Genomic DNA, 13,616 nt, shown 5'->3' with positions numbered 1-13,616 from the left:
GCCGAGCTCGGCGGCCCGGCCGATGACGGTTTCAGTCAGGGGGAGGGCTCCGTGCCGGCCGTGCCCTCGCGGACCTGCCGGGCGGCTTCCGCCAAGCGCTTCTCGGCCACGCCGGCGTAGTGGTCGGTGACCTCGATGCCGACGAAGCTCCGGCCCTCCAGCAGGGCTGCCACTCCGGTGGAACCGCTGCCCATGCAGAAGTCCAGCACCGTGCCGCCCGGCTTGGCGATCTTGACCAGCTCGCGCATCACCGAGACGGGCTTCTGGGTGATGTGCACCCGGCCCGCGCCCTTGGGCTGGCTGGCCGTGTACAGGCCCGGCAGGTAGACGGGGTTGGCGTCGGCGTCCATCGCCCCCTTGCTCCCCCACAGCACGAACTCGCAGTGCTGAGTGAACCTCCCACGCTGGGGTCGGGCTGCCGGCTTGTACCAGGCCAGCGCGCCGCGCCAGATCCAACCGCCGGCCTGCAGGGCGTCGGCTGTGGAAGCGAGCTGGCGCCAGTCGGTGAAGACCAGCGCGGTGCCGCCGTCGCGGGTGGCGCGGTAGGACTCGGCGAGCAGCTGGCTCAACCAGTACGTGTAACTGCGCTGGTCCTTGTTCTCGCCGGGGAACGACTCCAGCGTGTGGGCGCTGCCGGCGGTGGTGTACTTCTCACGGGCGGTGCGGGCCGTGCGCTCCTTCGCCGTACGCCCTCCCGAGTTGTAGGGCGGGTCGGTGATGACGCAGTCGACGGACTGCGAGGGGATGTCGGCGAGCCGGAGCAGGGCATCGCCGCGATGGATCTTGTAGCTCAGAGGGTCTCCTGCGCAACGGGGACAGGGTGTCATCGCCCTCGGCCGCCCAGGTGGTAGAGGGCGGCAACGCGAAGCGCGGACCGTACGGGCTTGGCGGCTTTCGCGGGGCGGAAACGGCACGTTAGGCGCTACCCGGCCGGAAACCTAAAAAAGCACCTCGCTTTCGACCGGCCCATGATCTTTTTAGGTTTCCGGCCGATCGGCGTCTACCGTCCTCCACGTCGCACGGGTACCCGGACCGACCGCGCCAGATCCCGTTTTAGGTTTCCGGCCGACCGGCTCCTACTGTGTGACACCCCGGCAAGACCGGTCCCCTCCGCGCCAGGTGACGGCACCCATGGCCAACGGCCGGAGAGGGCCCGAGCCTGCCGTCTACCCCGACCCTCGGGCAGGCCGATCCCCTGATTTTTAGGAAAACGGCCACGCCGCCCCTACGGTCGAAAAACCACGTCCGCCGAATTCCGTCACGCCACGGAAAGGGCACCGCCATGCCTTTTCTCAGATTACGAGGGCGGCTTGCTGCCGCTCCCGACCCGTCCCGGCCGCGCCTTCGCGGCCGGGACAGCGCCCCCGCTCCCACCTGAAACGGAGACCCACATCAGCTCCCTGAACCCGTGCCTGCCCCGGCCCCCGACCGACCTCCCGGCCGCCGTCGAAGGCGGCCGGCCGGCCGTCCGATGAGCTGGCAGAAGGCGGCGTGCGGCTGCGCCGCGTTCATCCTGGGCGTTCCCCTCGCGATCGGATTCCCGGCAGTGGCGGTGATGGCGAACGACACCGCCACCAAGGCCAACTGCAACACCGGTGCCCAGCAGGTGGATGCCGCGGCCGTAGCCGCTCAGGTCCAGCAGATCCTGTCCGGCAAGGCCGGGCCGACCGCTCCGGTGTCCGGACTGGACGAGCCGACGACCCAGATCCCGAACGCCAAGGTCATCGTGGCCACCGGCATCGCCATGCAGGTCCCGGCCCGCGGCCAAGTGATAGCCCTGGCAACCGCGTTGCAGGAGTCCGGCCTGCAGAACCTCTCCTACGGCGACCGGGACTCGTTGGGATTGTTCCAGCAGCGTCCGAGCCAGGGCTGGGGCACCCCGGCCCAGTTGCAGGATCCCGTCTACGCCAGCACCGCCTTCTACCAGGCTCTGCTGAAGGTGAACGGGTGGCAGCAGCTACCGCTCACTGAGGCAGCGCAGGCCGTCCAGAGGTCCGGTTACCCGGACGCCTACGCCAAGTGGGAGCCGCTGGCCGGCGCACTCCAGCAGACCATCTCCCAAGTCCTGGGCGGCAGTTCGACCACCCCGGTGCCGTCGCCCTCGCCCGGTTCGCCGCCTCCCGCCCCGACCGGGTGCGGGACGGACGGCTCGGGCATCGACTGGGGGACGATCCCGCCGGGCACCCTGCCCGCCGGGTACGTGATCCCGACCGACGCGCCGCCCGCCGTGCAGTCCGCGATCCGGTACGCGCTCGGGCAGTTGGGCACCCCGTACCAGTGGGGTGGCTCGTGCACCGCGCCGCACGGCCCCGACCCGATGGGGCGCTGCGACTGCTCCAGCCTGATGCAGCAGAGCTACAAGGCCGGCGGCATCACGCTGACCCGCACCACGTACACGCAGGTCACCGAGGGCACCGCCGTCTCGGTCGACGCCCTCAAGCCGGGCGACCTTCTGTTCACCGAACCCGGGCCCGAGGGCCCTGGACACGTCGGCATGTACATCGGGCAGGGCCTGATCGTGCAGGCCCCGCACACAGGGGACGTGGTCAAGATCTCGACCTTGGACTCCTGGCGGTCCGACATCGTCGCCGCCCGCCGCATCGTCCCCTGACGTCAACTGCGGCCTATTTCAGCGCACTTCGCGCATCTCTTCCCCTTTCGCCTTGCCGCGGCCCGGCCGCGTCCACCCGTCCCCTAGCTCGTGGAGCGTGATTGACCACCTACCTCGCCAACGCCGCCGCCAAGGCCCAGCAGCTGGCGTTCGACCCCGGCATCAAGCCCAGTGAGGGCGGCCTGCCCGGCCTCGACGTGCTCAAGAGCACCGTCGGCTCGATCAACCTGTTCGCCATCGTGGCGGTCGTCGGGGCGCTGTGCGTCTCCGGCATCGTGTGGGCGTGGGGCCACCACACCGGCTCGCACGGCTCGGAGCAGAAGGGCAAGCAGGGCGCCCTTGTGGCGGCGGGCTGCGCGCTTCTCCTCGGCGCCGCGAACGGCATCGTGGCCTTCTTCTCCAACGTGGGGACGAGCGTCCACTGATGCCCTCCTCGCCCCAGCCGTTCAAGCCCGGCGGCCAGTCCCTCATGGTCCGCCGCGTGCTCGCCGGCCTGGTGGCAGTGGTGGCCGTCGCCCTGGTGGCCGGGCTCATCGCCCGGTTCACCGGCGGCGGCCACCGCAGCCAGGCCACCTCCTCCGCCACCAGCACCGCAACCCCCGGCCCCGCGCCCAGCAGCACGTCGCCCACCGCTCCGAACAGCCCTGCGCCCGCGCCGACCGGAACGGCGACCAGCAACCCCGTCGCCCCCCCACCTCACACCAACGACCCGGTCGTCTTCGCGAAGGCGTTCGCGCAGGCCCTGTGGACCTACGACGCCCGCACCGCGTCCCAGTCCCAGCAGCTCGCCGGCCTGCGCACCTGGTTGACCGGCGAGAGCAAGTACGCCGACCCGGCCGCCCTCGCCGGCCAGGTCCCCGACCCCACCCTGTGGGACCGGATGCGCGACAACGGCCAGTTCGCCACCGGGAAGGTCAACGAGGCACACCTGCCGACCGCGTTCAACCAGGCCGTGGCCGCCGACCCCACCAAGCTCACCGTCGCCTACGTGTACGCGGTCACCGTCACCGGCTCCCAGTCCATCACCTGGACCGGCGGCGGCCGGGGCGACGAGCAGCGGGCGATCACCATCGCCGTGCAGTGCCGCCCCGGTCACGACTGCGCGCTCGCGTCGATCGCCCCGACCGTCTATCCCTGACCCGCCCCCTATAAGAAAGGAGGGGGTGCCGCATCGGCTTCTGCGATATCCCTCTCGTCGGCAGCGTCTGCGACGTCACCCCCGGCGGCATCGCCGACTCGATCACCGGCTCCATCGGCAACTGGATCGCGCGTTCCTGCGGCGACCTCGCCCAGAGCGCTGCCAACCTCGCCTCCCAGGCCGTGGACTCCACCACGTCGGTCGACCTCGGAGCCTCATGGTTCCGCGAGAACTACGCGATCATCCTGCCGATCGGCCTCATCGCGATCGTCGCGACCTTCTGCCTGCAACTCGTGCGCGCCGCCTGGAGGCGAGACGGCCAAGCCCTGTCCCAGGCCGTGACCGGCACGATCAGCGGCGTGCTGTTCTCGTTCGTGGCCGTCGCCGGCACCGGCGTCGCCCTGAGCGTGGTGGACGCCCTGTCGAACGGCCTGTTCAAGGTCGCGAACACCAGCACCTCGGACGCCGTGACCCGTCTCATCAAGGTCGGCTTGATCGCCGGCACCTCCCAGCTCGGCTGGGCCGTTCCCGCCCTGGTCGCCCTCGGCTGCGTGGTCGGTGCCGTCATGTACTGGGGCACGATGGTGCTGCGGAAGGTCGCCATCCTGGTGCTGGTCACCCTGGCGGTCTTCGCAGGGGCGGGCGGCGGCTGGGAACCGGCGGCCCGCTGGCGGCGCGCCTGGATCGAGGCGACCGCGGCCCTGGTCTTCTCCAAGCTGATCATGACCGTCGTCTTCCTCATCGGCGTCAGCGCCATCGGTAACACCAACAGCACGGACGGCCTCGCGGCCCTGTCGGACATCCTCGCGGGCATCGTCGTGATGGTCCTGGTCCTGCTCTGCCCGATGATGACCTACAAGTTCATCCACTGGGCGAGCGACGGCACCAGCGCAGACCTGCACCGCACCGTGAACGCGGGCATGCAGACCGCTGCGGGCGCCGCCCGCAAGGCCGGCACCATGGCCATGAGCGCGGGCACCGGCGGTGCCGGAGCTGTCGCAACGGCCGCGCCCCAGGGTCCGGCGAAGGTCCCCGGCCAGGGCAGCGCCATCGGCAGCACCCCCTCCCCGTCGAGCACCCCCTCCGACTCCCCGTCGCAGACCAGCTTCGCCTACCCCGGCACGAGCACCGGCGGTGGCAGCGCGAGTGCCGTCGCCAAGCCGCTGATCACCCGCCGCGCCTCCGGCACCGGGCAGCCGCTGATCACCCGCTCCCCCGACAGCCCTGCGGGCGGCGGGTCCGCGCCCGCCTCGGGCGGAGAGAGCACCGGCGGAGCGTCTCCGTCGGCGGCGGCAGCCGCAGCGCCGGGCAGCCCCGGTGCGCCGGTACCGGTCGTCCGCGGCGTCCGCCCGGCCGCCCCCGCGCCTCCTCGCCCTCACCCGCCGGTCCGGCGACCTCAGCCGCGCCGGTCGCAGGACCCACTCCGGCCCCGGCGGCGGGTCCGCCGTCCACGTCGCCGCCCGCCTGATCCCGCCCCGGCCGGGGCACGATCCTGCCGCCCCGGCCGGGCTCCCACGCCAGGAGTCGCCCCTGTCCACCGAGTTCCTCTCCACCGTGCGGTTCCCGTCCCGTTCCCGCCGCGGCGTCCTGCTCGGCCTGAGCCCTGCCCAGCTGACCGTGGTCGGTCTCGCCGGCGCCCTGCTGCTGGTGACCATGGTCGCCAGCGGCCTGGTCGGCGCCGTCCTCCTGACGCCCGTCTGGGCACTGGCAGCCGCACTCGTCCTCATCCGCTTCCACAGCCGCTCCGTGGCAGATTGGGCCCCCATCGTCATCCGCTACTACCTGCGCCGTGCCAAGGGACAGCTGATCTGGCTCGCCCGCCCCAGCTCCCGGCCCCGTCGCGACGGCCTGCTCCACCTGCCCGGGACCATGGCGAGCCTGCGCGCGGTCACCGCCCCCGGCGGCACCATGGGTGCCGTCCACGACCCCCAGCGCGGCACCCTGGTCGCCGCTGTCCGTGTCACCTCCCGCGCCTTCGCCCTCCTCGACGCTCCCGCACAGTCCGCAAACGTGTCCGGGTGGGGCCGCGCCCTGGCCGCCCTCGCCCGCACCGGCTACATCAGCGCGGTCCAGGTCGTCGAGCGCACCGTGCCCGACTCGGGCGACGCGCTGCAGCGCTACTGGGCCGAGCACGGCGACCCGGACGCACCGATCGCCGGAGCGGTCTACCAGGAACTGCTCGCCGCCGCCGGACCGACCGCGGCCCCGCACGAGGCGTACATCGCCATCGCCCTCGACCTCAAGGCCGCGCGCCGCCTGATCGGCGAGGCCGGCGGCGGACTGGCGGGAGCCTTCACCGTCCTCTCCCAGCTCACCCCCGGCTTCGAACAGTCCCTGCGCAACGCGGGCCTCACCCCGTCCGGCTGGCTCACCGGCCGAGAGTTCGCCGCCGTGATCCGCAGCGCCTACGACCCCAAGGCCCTTGCCCCGATGGACCAGTGGTCCGACACCGGCCGCGCCGAAGCCGACCCGGTTGCCGCCGGACCGGTCGTCCTGGTCGAGGAGAGCGAGCGCATCACCAGCGACACCGCCTGCCACGCCGTCTACTGGATCGAGCAGTGGCCGCGCAGCGAAGTGAGCCACGGTTTCCTCCACAGTCTGGTCTTCTCTGCCGGCGTGCGCCGCACCCTGTCCCTGCATTACGGCCCCGAGGACCTCGACGCCGCGCTCAAGGCCGTGCAGCGGCGCAAGGCGTCGATCGTCGCCGACGCGGCAGAGCGCGTCCGCAAGGGCCAGGTGGACAGTGAGGCGGACTCCATGGAGTACGCCGATGCCAAGGAGCACGAGCGCGAGCTGATCTCCGGCCACGCCGATGTCGACTTCACCGGCTTCGTGGTCGTCAGCGCCGACACCCCCGAGGACCTGCGCCGCCAGTGCGCCACCATCGAGACCGCCGCCGCCAGCACCAGCCTGGACCTGCGCCTCCTGAAGTTCGAGCAGAGCGAGGCTTTCTCCCGCGCCGCCCTCCCGCTCGCCCGCCTGTGACGGGAGACCGCGTGCACCACCCTCCGGCCGACAGCGCCCGACTGCTGCGGTTTGCCAGCACTGCCGTCGACGTCCACCACCACACGAGCCTGCCGGACCAACTCCCCGCCTCGCGAACCGAGTTGGATGCCCTCCACGCCCACTGCACGGCCTTGTTCCGGCTCGTCGACACCCACACCGCGACCACCCGGCCGCACCAGCCCGCCGAGGCCGACCAGCTCCACGCCGCCCGGGTCCGCCTGTGGCAGACCGCGGACGCCCTCCACGCCGCCTACCACCGCGCGCCGCGTGGCGACGACCGCGCGCCCACCCGTGAAGCGTGCGCACTGCGACTGCCCGAGGGCGCGCCCGACCTGGGCATCTGCCAGCGCCACACCCTCGTCTCCGTCCGGATGCGGCGCGTCTGCACCCCCGCCGAGCTGCGCGGCACCCCGACCTCCTCCCGCGCCTGACAGGAGAAACCTTCCTGCGCACCTCCTCCGCCTCCCCCCTGTTCACCCCCAGCCGCTCCGACCGGGCCTCCCGACGCCAGGCCCGCCGCGACCTCGCCGCCGCCCGGCGCACCGCCCGCGAAAACGCCCGCCCGCGCCGCACCCGCACCCGGCGCGAAGAGGCCGAGGAGCTACGCCCGTTCTACCCGGTCGGCGGACGCCCGGGCCCGTCCTCCCTGCGCGGAGGCAAGCTCAAGCTGCCGGCCCACCGGATGACCACCGCGACCGCCTCGGGCGCCTATCCGTTCCTCGCCGAAGGCGGCCTCGGAAGCTCCGGTGTACTGATCGGCCGCGACGTCCACGCCGAGGCGAGCTTCGTGTTCGACCCGTTCGCCCTGTACGGGAAAGTTGAAAATTTCACAAACCCGAATACGCTGGTCGCGGGCGTCATCGGTCAGGGCAAGTCCGCGCTGGCCAAGTCGATCGCGCTGCGCTCCACCGCCTTCGGGTACCGCGTCTACGTGGCGTCGGACCCCAAGGGCGAGTGGACGGGCGTCGCGCAGGCCGTAGGCGGCACGACCATCGCGCTCGGCCCCGGACTGCCCGGCCGCCTCAACCCGCTGGATGCCACCGCCGCACCGGCGGGCATAGACGAGCAGGCGTGGGCCAGCGAGGTCCGCAAGCGCCGACTGCTGCTGCTGGGCAGTCTCGCCCGCACCGTCCTGCGCCGCGACCTGCGGCCGATGGAGTACACCGGCCTCGATGTCGCGCTGGACACCGCTGTCCAGCAGGCCGCCGCCGCGGGCCGGGTTCCGCTGCTCGGCGACGTCGCCGCTGTCCTCGGTCAGCCCGACCTGCTGGACGCGGCGCTCGGAGACCCGTCCCGCCGCGTCGGCGAAGCCTCCCAGGACCTCTCCCATGCCTTCCGCCGCCTGATCACCGGCGACCTGGCCGGCATGTTCGACGCGCCGTCCACCGCCGTCTTCGATCCGCGCAGCCCGATGCTGACCATCGACCTGTCCCGGCTCGGTTCCACCGGCGACGACACGGCGCTGACCCTCGCCATGACCTGTGCGTCCGCGTGGATGGAGGCCGCGCTCAGCGACCCCAATGGCGGCAGGCGCTGGGTGATCTACGACGAGGCTTGGCGCATCATGCGGCACGCCGCGCTCCTGGAGCGGATGCAGGCCCAGTGGAAGCTCTCCCGCGGCCTCGGCATCGCGAACATGTTGATCATCCACCGGCTCAGCGACCTGTTGTCGGCCGGCGACCAGGGTTCCCGCGCACGCGCCCTGGCAGAGGGCCTGATGACCGACTGTGCGACCCGGGTCATCTACCGGCAGGAAGCCGACCAGCTCGCCGCCACCGCCGGTCTGCTCGGCCTGACCGGAGTGGAGACCTCCGCGATCTCCCAGCTCGGCCGTGGCCGCGGCCTGTGGAAGGTCGCCGGTCGCTCGTTCATCGTCCAACACCTGCTCCACAAGGCCGAGTTGGAACTGTTCGACACCGACGCCCGCATGCACGGCCCCGGGCAACTGGCGTGACACCGCTCGCCGCTGCGGCACTCCCGGCCCGGCCGCCTGCCGAGTACGTCCCGCATCCGCTTTGACCGGGGCTGCACCCAACCGACCATCCCTGCTTGGAGATTCATGCCGAACACCCTGACCCGACTGGACGAGCGGCTGGAGGCTGCCGCGGGTGACTCGCTCTCCTCCCTGGCCGCCAACGAGGCCCGTGCCGACACAGCGACCGCGAGGCTGATCGAGGCCCATCGCGCCCTGGTAGCGGCCGAGACTCGCGTCTCGTTCCTGCGCGTCAAGCTGATCAACATCGCGGCAGCGCGACGCCGGGTGGACGACGCGGTCCTCGACCAGCTCGACGCCCAGCTGGAGGCGCTGGAGACCGCCGCCGACCAGCGCGACCGGCTGGAGGAGGAACTGCTGCTGCTCATCCAGGCCCGCGAGGACGAGGCCGAGCGGGCGGCCGAACGCGAACGGGCGGCGGCGAGCGCCCCGGCCCGAACAGTCCTGGTGGTCCAGGGCGCACCCCGGCGGCGATGACCATGCCCCACGTGGCCTTCGGCTGGGACCACGACGCGGGGGAGTTCGCCGTCATCCGGGGGCGGCACCCCCGGGCCGTCGGGGAAGTCCTCTACCAGTCGGGCTTCTGGTACCGCGCGGCCGACATCGAGCACAACGCCTGGCGCCAGCGCGCCAGCGTCGATGCGCACGACCAGATCAGGCAGGCTGCCGGCGCCGCGCGGGCCCTGGTGAAGGCCGGGGTGCAGGTGGCGAACTGGCACCGGCCGGAGCAGTCCGCGCTGGAAGTCCTGGCCCACTACGAGTGGCTCCAGTCGGCCGAGCCGTTCCCGGACGCCGACCTGGCCGCCGTGACCGCCCGCAGCACTGCGGAACTCGAGTTGCGCGCCGGGCTGGACGACCCGCTCAGCCGCGAGATCGCGGCCGATGTCCAGGACGGTCGGATCGTCGTCGAGGCGATCCAGAGGTTCGACGACGAGCACTGGTGGCTCGCCCGCCTCAGCGAACAGCTCGACCAGGCCCGGCCGTTCGTGATGATCCGCTACAACTCGCGCGACCGGAACCTGTCCGGGACCGACCGGTGGAACCCCTCTTACGGGGACCTGCCGCGCAGGGACTTCCGCGCCTTCTACCAGCGCGACACCTCGCGACCGGTACCAGTCAGCCTGCGGGCCGCCGCCGCGGTCCGCGCCCCGCTGGCCCGGATGAGCGCGGCCCCGTCCACCCCGCCGCCGCACGCCTCCCCGGCCCCGCTGTCCGGGGCGCACCGCAGCCGCTGAACACCGAGCCCACGGAGCCAACTCGTGCACCACGCCGCAGAATCGAACCATCCCTCGCGCGTCACCTTCCGGCGTCTGCGGGAGGCCGGCGTAACCGCCACCACAGCCAGCCGGGACCAGGCGGTCCACCAAGCGCTGAAGGACGCCGGATTCGCACTCGGTCTACCCGCCGCTCCCGAGCGCTACTCGCTCGCGACCCGGGACGCGGAGCAGCAGAACCGCGCCGCAGACCGGGCCATCGCCGCCTTGGGCCAGCTCGGCGTAGAAATCGCCGTCCGCAACACCGCGCCCGGCCGCACCGACGCCGCCCGCTCCGGCACCGGTCCCACCCGTGTCGTCGCCGCACCAGCGGCCTCGCCCAGTGCCCGCCAGGAACCGGCCCGGCCGACGGCGCGCCGCTGAACTTCCCCCCGTACCGCCACAGGAGTTGCGCATCAACCCCCATCACGTCGCCATCACCCGCGATCCGCAGTACGGCGTCGCCGCCTCCCTGGGCCCCGACACCGACCCGGCCGCCCGAGAGGTCCTGCTCCGCGCCGGATTCCGGCCGCTCGCTGACGGTCGCCTGACCATCGACGCCGTGCCCGACCAGCAGAACCTCTTCCTCCACGTCCGCCAGACCGTCGCCTTCCTGCGCCACAGCGGAGTCCAGGTCGAGGCCGCCGAGGAGTTCGACTACACCGCCGCCAGTCGGCCCTCGCTCCCGAGCCCCGCCCAGGCCGCCGCAGGTGCCGCCGCCACCGTGCAGGCCGCCGCGCCTGCCCGGACGTCGGGCTTCGACGTCGCCATCGGCCAGCACCCCCGGCTGGGCATCGTCGCCCGCAATCTCTCCGACAGCCAGGAAGCCCGGCTCGCCTTCGCCGAGGCGGGATTCGTCCGCACCGATCCGCGCTCCGACCTGTACGCCCTGGACGAGCCGGAGTTCGAGGGAGAGCAGCGCGCCACCTCCACCCTTCGGACCTTGCGAGACAAGGGCCTGCGCGTGGCCGCCGACCTCGACTTCGAACCGCTGGACGGCCCGTACGTGCCGACCGACCCGTTCGCCACCCGGCTCATCGCCGCCATGGACCGCACTCCGCCGTCCCCGGCGCCGAGCCCGGCTCCCGAGCGCACCGACCCTTTCGCCACCCGACTCATCGTGCCCGAGGACCGCGCCCCTGCCTCGCCCGCTCGTGCCGCCGACCAGTCCGACCCGTTCGGCACGGTCGTGCACACCGGGCCGAGCGCCCAGGATCGCGGTGCCGACGCGCTGCTGCACGACCGCGTGGCGATGAACAACGAGGTTGCCGCGAGCCTTCGCGCCATCAATGCCCAACTGCGTGCCGACCCGGCCGCCGTCGATTTCTCCCGCGTGGAATCCGTGATCGCCCAGGCCGACACCGTCCTCGCCGGCAACAGCCGGGACCTGGCCGCTGTCGCCGCCCGGCCCGCCGCAGCCTCCGTCCGGTCAGGTCCCACCAGTCCCCGAGCCCGCGCAGCGCTCGCCACCGGAGGCCGGGTCCGCTCCAGCGCCGCGCTCCACGCGCAGAACGCCGCTTCCGCCGTCCCCGCCGTCGACCCGCGCATCCAGTGGGCCGCCGGACACTCGAACTCGCTTTAAGGAGAGCCTACTTGGCCGTCAAGAAGATCTGGGCCGTGGAGCACTCCTGCGGCCACAGCGTGGACCACGACCTGTCGGAACGCCCCGCCGACAAGCGGGCCGGCTTCGCCCGATGGCTGGCGGAACGCTCCTGCAAGGAGTGCTGGCTGGCCGAGCGCCAGTCGGACACCGCTTCCCGCGAAGCCTGGCTGGCCGAGCGACGCGCCGCCGAGCAGCAGGCCGCCACCGAGTGGGCCGCACAGTTCAGCATGCCCGACCTGGACGGCCCGCCCAAGGCGGTGCCGTGGGGCGAGCGCTGCCGCCACCAGTTGGTCACCGGCGCCTACCGAGCACTCGTCGAAGAGGGCGACCTGGCCGAGGCCGACTGGCAGGAGATCGAGGACCAGGTGCGCCTGCTCGACAAGGCGACCTGGTGGATCGACCAGCGCGACGCCGCGCCCGGCGACCTGCCCGAGCTGGTGGCCGCCGCGCACGAAGCCCGCACCACCGAGAACCCGTACTGAGCCCCGTGCCCGAGCGCCTCTTCCACTTCTTCGTCGACGCTTCGGAGCATGGCCCCTACCCCGGCCTGGTCGACCCCCGCAACACCATGGGGCTCATCGGCCCCTACTGCTCTCCCGCCTTCTCCCGGAGCACCGCCGAGCAGATCGTCGCGGACCTGCACAAGGACAACTGCGGGATGACCGCGCGCTGGGACGGCGAGGTACTGACCTTCGACTGGACGCCCGACTACGACGGGGAGGGCGGCACCGAGTCCGTCACCCCGGACGAGCGCGGGCTCTACCGGATCGGCGGCCACTGGCCCTGGGACTACGACGGCCCCCTCGACGCCACCGAGCGCCACCAGGCGGCACTCGCCCGCTCGGCTGCCCGGTCGACCACACCTGTGCCGCCCACCGCAGAACCCGTCACGGTCACGGCAACCCGGCACGCCACGACCGCGCCGGGCAGGTGACCGTGCACCCGATGATCTCCCGCCACTCCTCCGCCCAGGACCTGATCGCCAGCCTGGCCGCAGCGGCAGCCAACCGGGGAGAGCCGCTGCGGCTGCTGGACGCCTGGCGGCCGGTCCCCGAACTATCCGCGCTCGGCCAACAGGCGTTCGCCGCCGAGCTGACCGCCCACCTTCCCCGAGCGGCAAACCCGGCCCAGGCAGTGAGGTCCCGCATGGTGTGGCAGTGCACGCTGCGCACCGACCCCGACCGGCCTCCTGTTCCCGACCACCGGTTCGTCGAGGTCGCCCGGCGGATCCTGGCCGCCACCGGAATCGCCGCAGCCGGCGACCCCGGCGGCTGCCGCTGGGTCCTCATCCGCAACGACCTGCACGAGGCCCGCCTCTTGGCGCCGCTGGTGCGCGCCGACCAGAGCCTCGCCGAGACCTCTCGCGACCGCTCCCTCGCACTGGCCGTGTGCCAGCTGGCCGAGCACGAGGACCGCAACCCCCGTTCTACTGCGGCCCGTTCGGCCACCGCCCCTCGCGGGACCGTCGTCGCCGCACCACCGGCCGCCGCACCACAGGCCACAGCCCGTTCCCTGCACCGTTCCCCGTAGGAGCCCCCGTCCCCACCACCAACGCCCTCGCCCTCGTCGAGGCCGCGGTCGTACGCGCCAGCGACGCACTGCGGCAGATCGCGAAGCTCGCCCCCGAGCTGACCGCGGAGGACGCCGCCAACGTCGTTCAGTGGATCGGGCTACGGCCCGGGCCGGCCCACCAGCTCGCCGCCGCCGTGACCGCCCTCGGAAACCAGCTCGGCGCCGAGCTGGGCGACCAGCCAGAGGTGTGGGAGCCGGTCCTGGACGCGGGCGCCCGGTTCGCCGCAACCGGGTACCGCGCCGCTGCCTCTACCGCCCACGTCGCAGAAGGCCACGTCGACACAGGAGCCCGTCCCCGCGCGGCCGTCTCCGCCTCCCCAGCGATCCGGACTGCCGGCCCGGGCCCGCAGATCCATGCCGCCCCGGCCGCCGTCGCCCCACACTCCCGGATCGTCGAACCGCCCCACCGTTGACTCAGGAGAAGCGAATACCTCCCCCAG

14 protein-coding genes and 1 pseudogene are annotated in these 13,616 nt (G+C 72.7%); 14 read left to right on the top strand and 1 reads right to left on the bottom strand.

The annotated features are described in order from the left end of the window. Window positions 1-35: 35 nt before the first annotated feature. Window positions 36-794: a DNA-methyltransferase gene (locus OU787_RS25915; RefSeq protein ID WP_268661925.1), complete on the bottom strand. Its 759-nt coding sequence runs from the start codon at window positions 792-794 to the stop codon at window positions 36-38. Between the two features lie 677 nt (window positions 795-1,471). Here OU787_RS25915 and OU787_RS25910 point away from each other — a divergent pair. From OU787_RS25910 to OU787_RS25845, 14 genes and pseudogenes are all read left to right on the top strand, one after another. Then, window positions 1,472-2,611 carry a C40 family peptidase gene (locus OU787_RS25910; RefSeq protein WP_442788554.1) on the top strand — a complete coding sequence of 380 codons (1,140 nt, stop codon included), beginning with the start codon at window positions 1,472-1,474 and terminating at the stop codon, window positions 2,609-2,611. A 101-nt stretch (window positions 2,612-2,712) separates the two neighbouring features. Beyond that, complete coding sequence (locus OU787_RS25905; protein WP_035954155.1) at window positions 2,713-3,036, top strand: DUF6112 family protein; 324 nt, start codon at window positions 2,713-2,715, stop codon at window positions 3,034-3,036. Next, window positions 3,036-3,749, top strand: coding sequence for a hypothetical protein (locus OU787_RS25900; RefSeq protein ID WP_268660720.1), 714 nt, complete (start codon window positions 3,036-3,038; stop codon window positions 3,747-3,749). Before OU787_RS25905 ends, OU787_RS25900 begins: the two co-directional genes overlap by 1 nt. 32 nt (window positions 3,750-3,781) lie before the next feature. After that, a pseudogene (locus OU787_RS34895) lies at window positions 3,782-4,714 on the top strand (SCO6881 family protein); the annotation flags it as partial. 565 nt (window positions 4,715-5,279) lie between these two features. Beyond that, window positions 5,280-6,734, top strand: coding sequence for an SCO6880 family protein (locus OU787_RS25890; protein ID WP_268661924.1), 1,455 nt, complete (start codon window positions 5,280-5,282; stop codon window positions 6,732-6,734). An 11-nt stretch (window positions 6,735-6,745) separates the two neighbouring features. Then, a complete protein-coding gene (locus tag OU787_RS25885) occupies window positions 6,746-7,186 on the top strand; it encodes a DUF6238 family protein (RefSeq protein ID WP_268660719.1) in 441 nt (146 codons plus the stop codon). Continuing rightward, window positions 7,183-8,709 (top strand): ATP-binding protein, encoded by a 1,527-nt coding sequence (locus OU787_RS25880; protein WP_442788652.1) that lies wholly within the window; start codon window positions 7,183-7,185, stop codon window positions 8,707-8,709. Before OU787_RS25885 ends, OU787_RS25880 begins: the two co-directional genes overlap by 4 nt. Before the next feature lie 105 nt (window positions 8,710-8,814). After that, window positions 8,815-9,225 (top strand): hypothetical protein, encoded by a 411-nt coding sequence (locus OU787_RS25875; protein WP_268660717.1) that lies wholly within the window; start codon window positions 8,815-8,817, stop codon window positions 9,223-9,225. Then, window positions 9,222-9,983 carry a hypothetical protein gene (locus tag OU787_RS25870; protein WP_268660716.1) on the top strand — a complete coding sequence of 254 codons (762 nt, stop codon included), beginning with the start codon at window positions 9,222-9,224 and terminating at the stop codon, window positions 9,981-9,983. Before OU787_RS25875 ends, OU787_RS25870 begins: the two co-directional genes overlap by 4 nt. Before the next feature lie 24 nt (window positions 9,984-10,007). Then, window positions 10,008-10,385, top strand: a complete 378-nt coding sequence (locus OU787_RS25865) for a hypothetical protein (protein ID WP_268660715.1) — start codon at window positions 10,008-10,010, stop codon at window positions 10,383-10,385. A 25-nt stretch (window positions 10,386-10,410) separates the two neighbouring features. After that, entirely contained in the window at window positions 10,411-11,583 is a 1,173-nt protein-coding gene (locus OU787_RS25860) for a hypothetical protein (RefSeq protein ID WP_268660714.1), read from the top strand. Window positions 11,584-11,594: 11 nt separating this feature from the next. Next, window positions 11,595-12,086: a hypothetical protein gene (locus OU787_RS25855; RefSeq protein ID WP_030458452.1), complete on the top strand. Its 492-nt coding sequence runs from the start codon at window positions 11,595-11,597 to the stop codon at window positions 12,084-12,086. Window positions 12,087-12,091: 5 nt separating this feature from the next. Continuing rightward, window positions 12,092-12,538: a hypothetical protein gene (locus tag OU787_RS25850; RefSeq protein WP_268660713.1), complete on the top strand. Its 447-nt coding sequence runs from the start codon at window positions 12,092-12,094 to the stop codon at window positions 12,536-12,538. 11 nt (window positions 12,539-12,549) lie between these two features. Continuing rightward, window positions 12,550-13,134 (top strand): hypothetical protein, encoded by a 585-nt coding sequence (locus OU787_RS25845; RefSeq protein WP_268660712.1) that lies wholly within the window; start codon window positions 12,550-12,552, stop codon window positions 13,132-13,134. Window positions 13,135-13,616: the final 482 nt, after the last annotated feature.

The sequence above is a fragment of the Kitasatospora sp. YST-16 genome, from assembly GCF_026802215.1.
Classification (GTDB): Bacteria; Actinomycetota; Actinomycetes; order Streptomycetales; family Streptomycetaceae; genus Kitasatospora; species Kitasatospora cineracea.
Note: the sequence above shows the minus strand (reverse complement) of the source record. Positions and strands in the feature narration are given on the sequence as shown.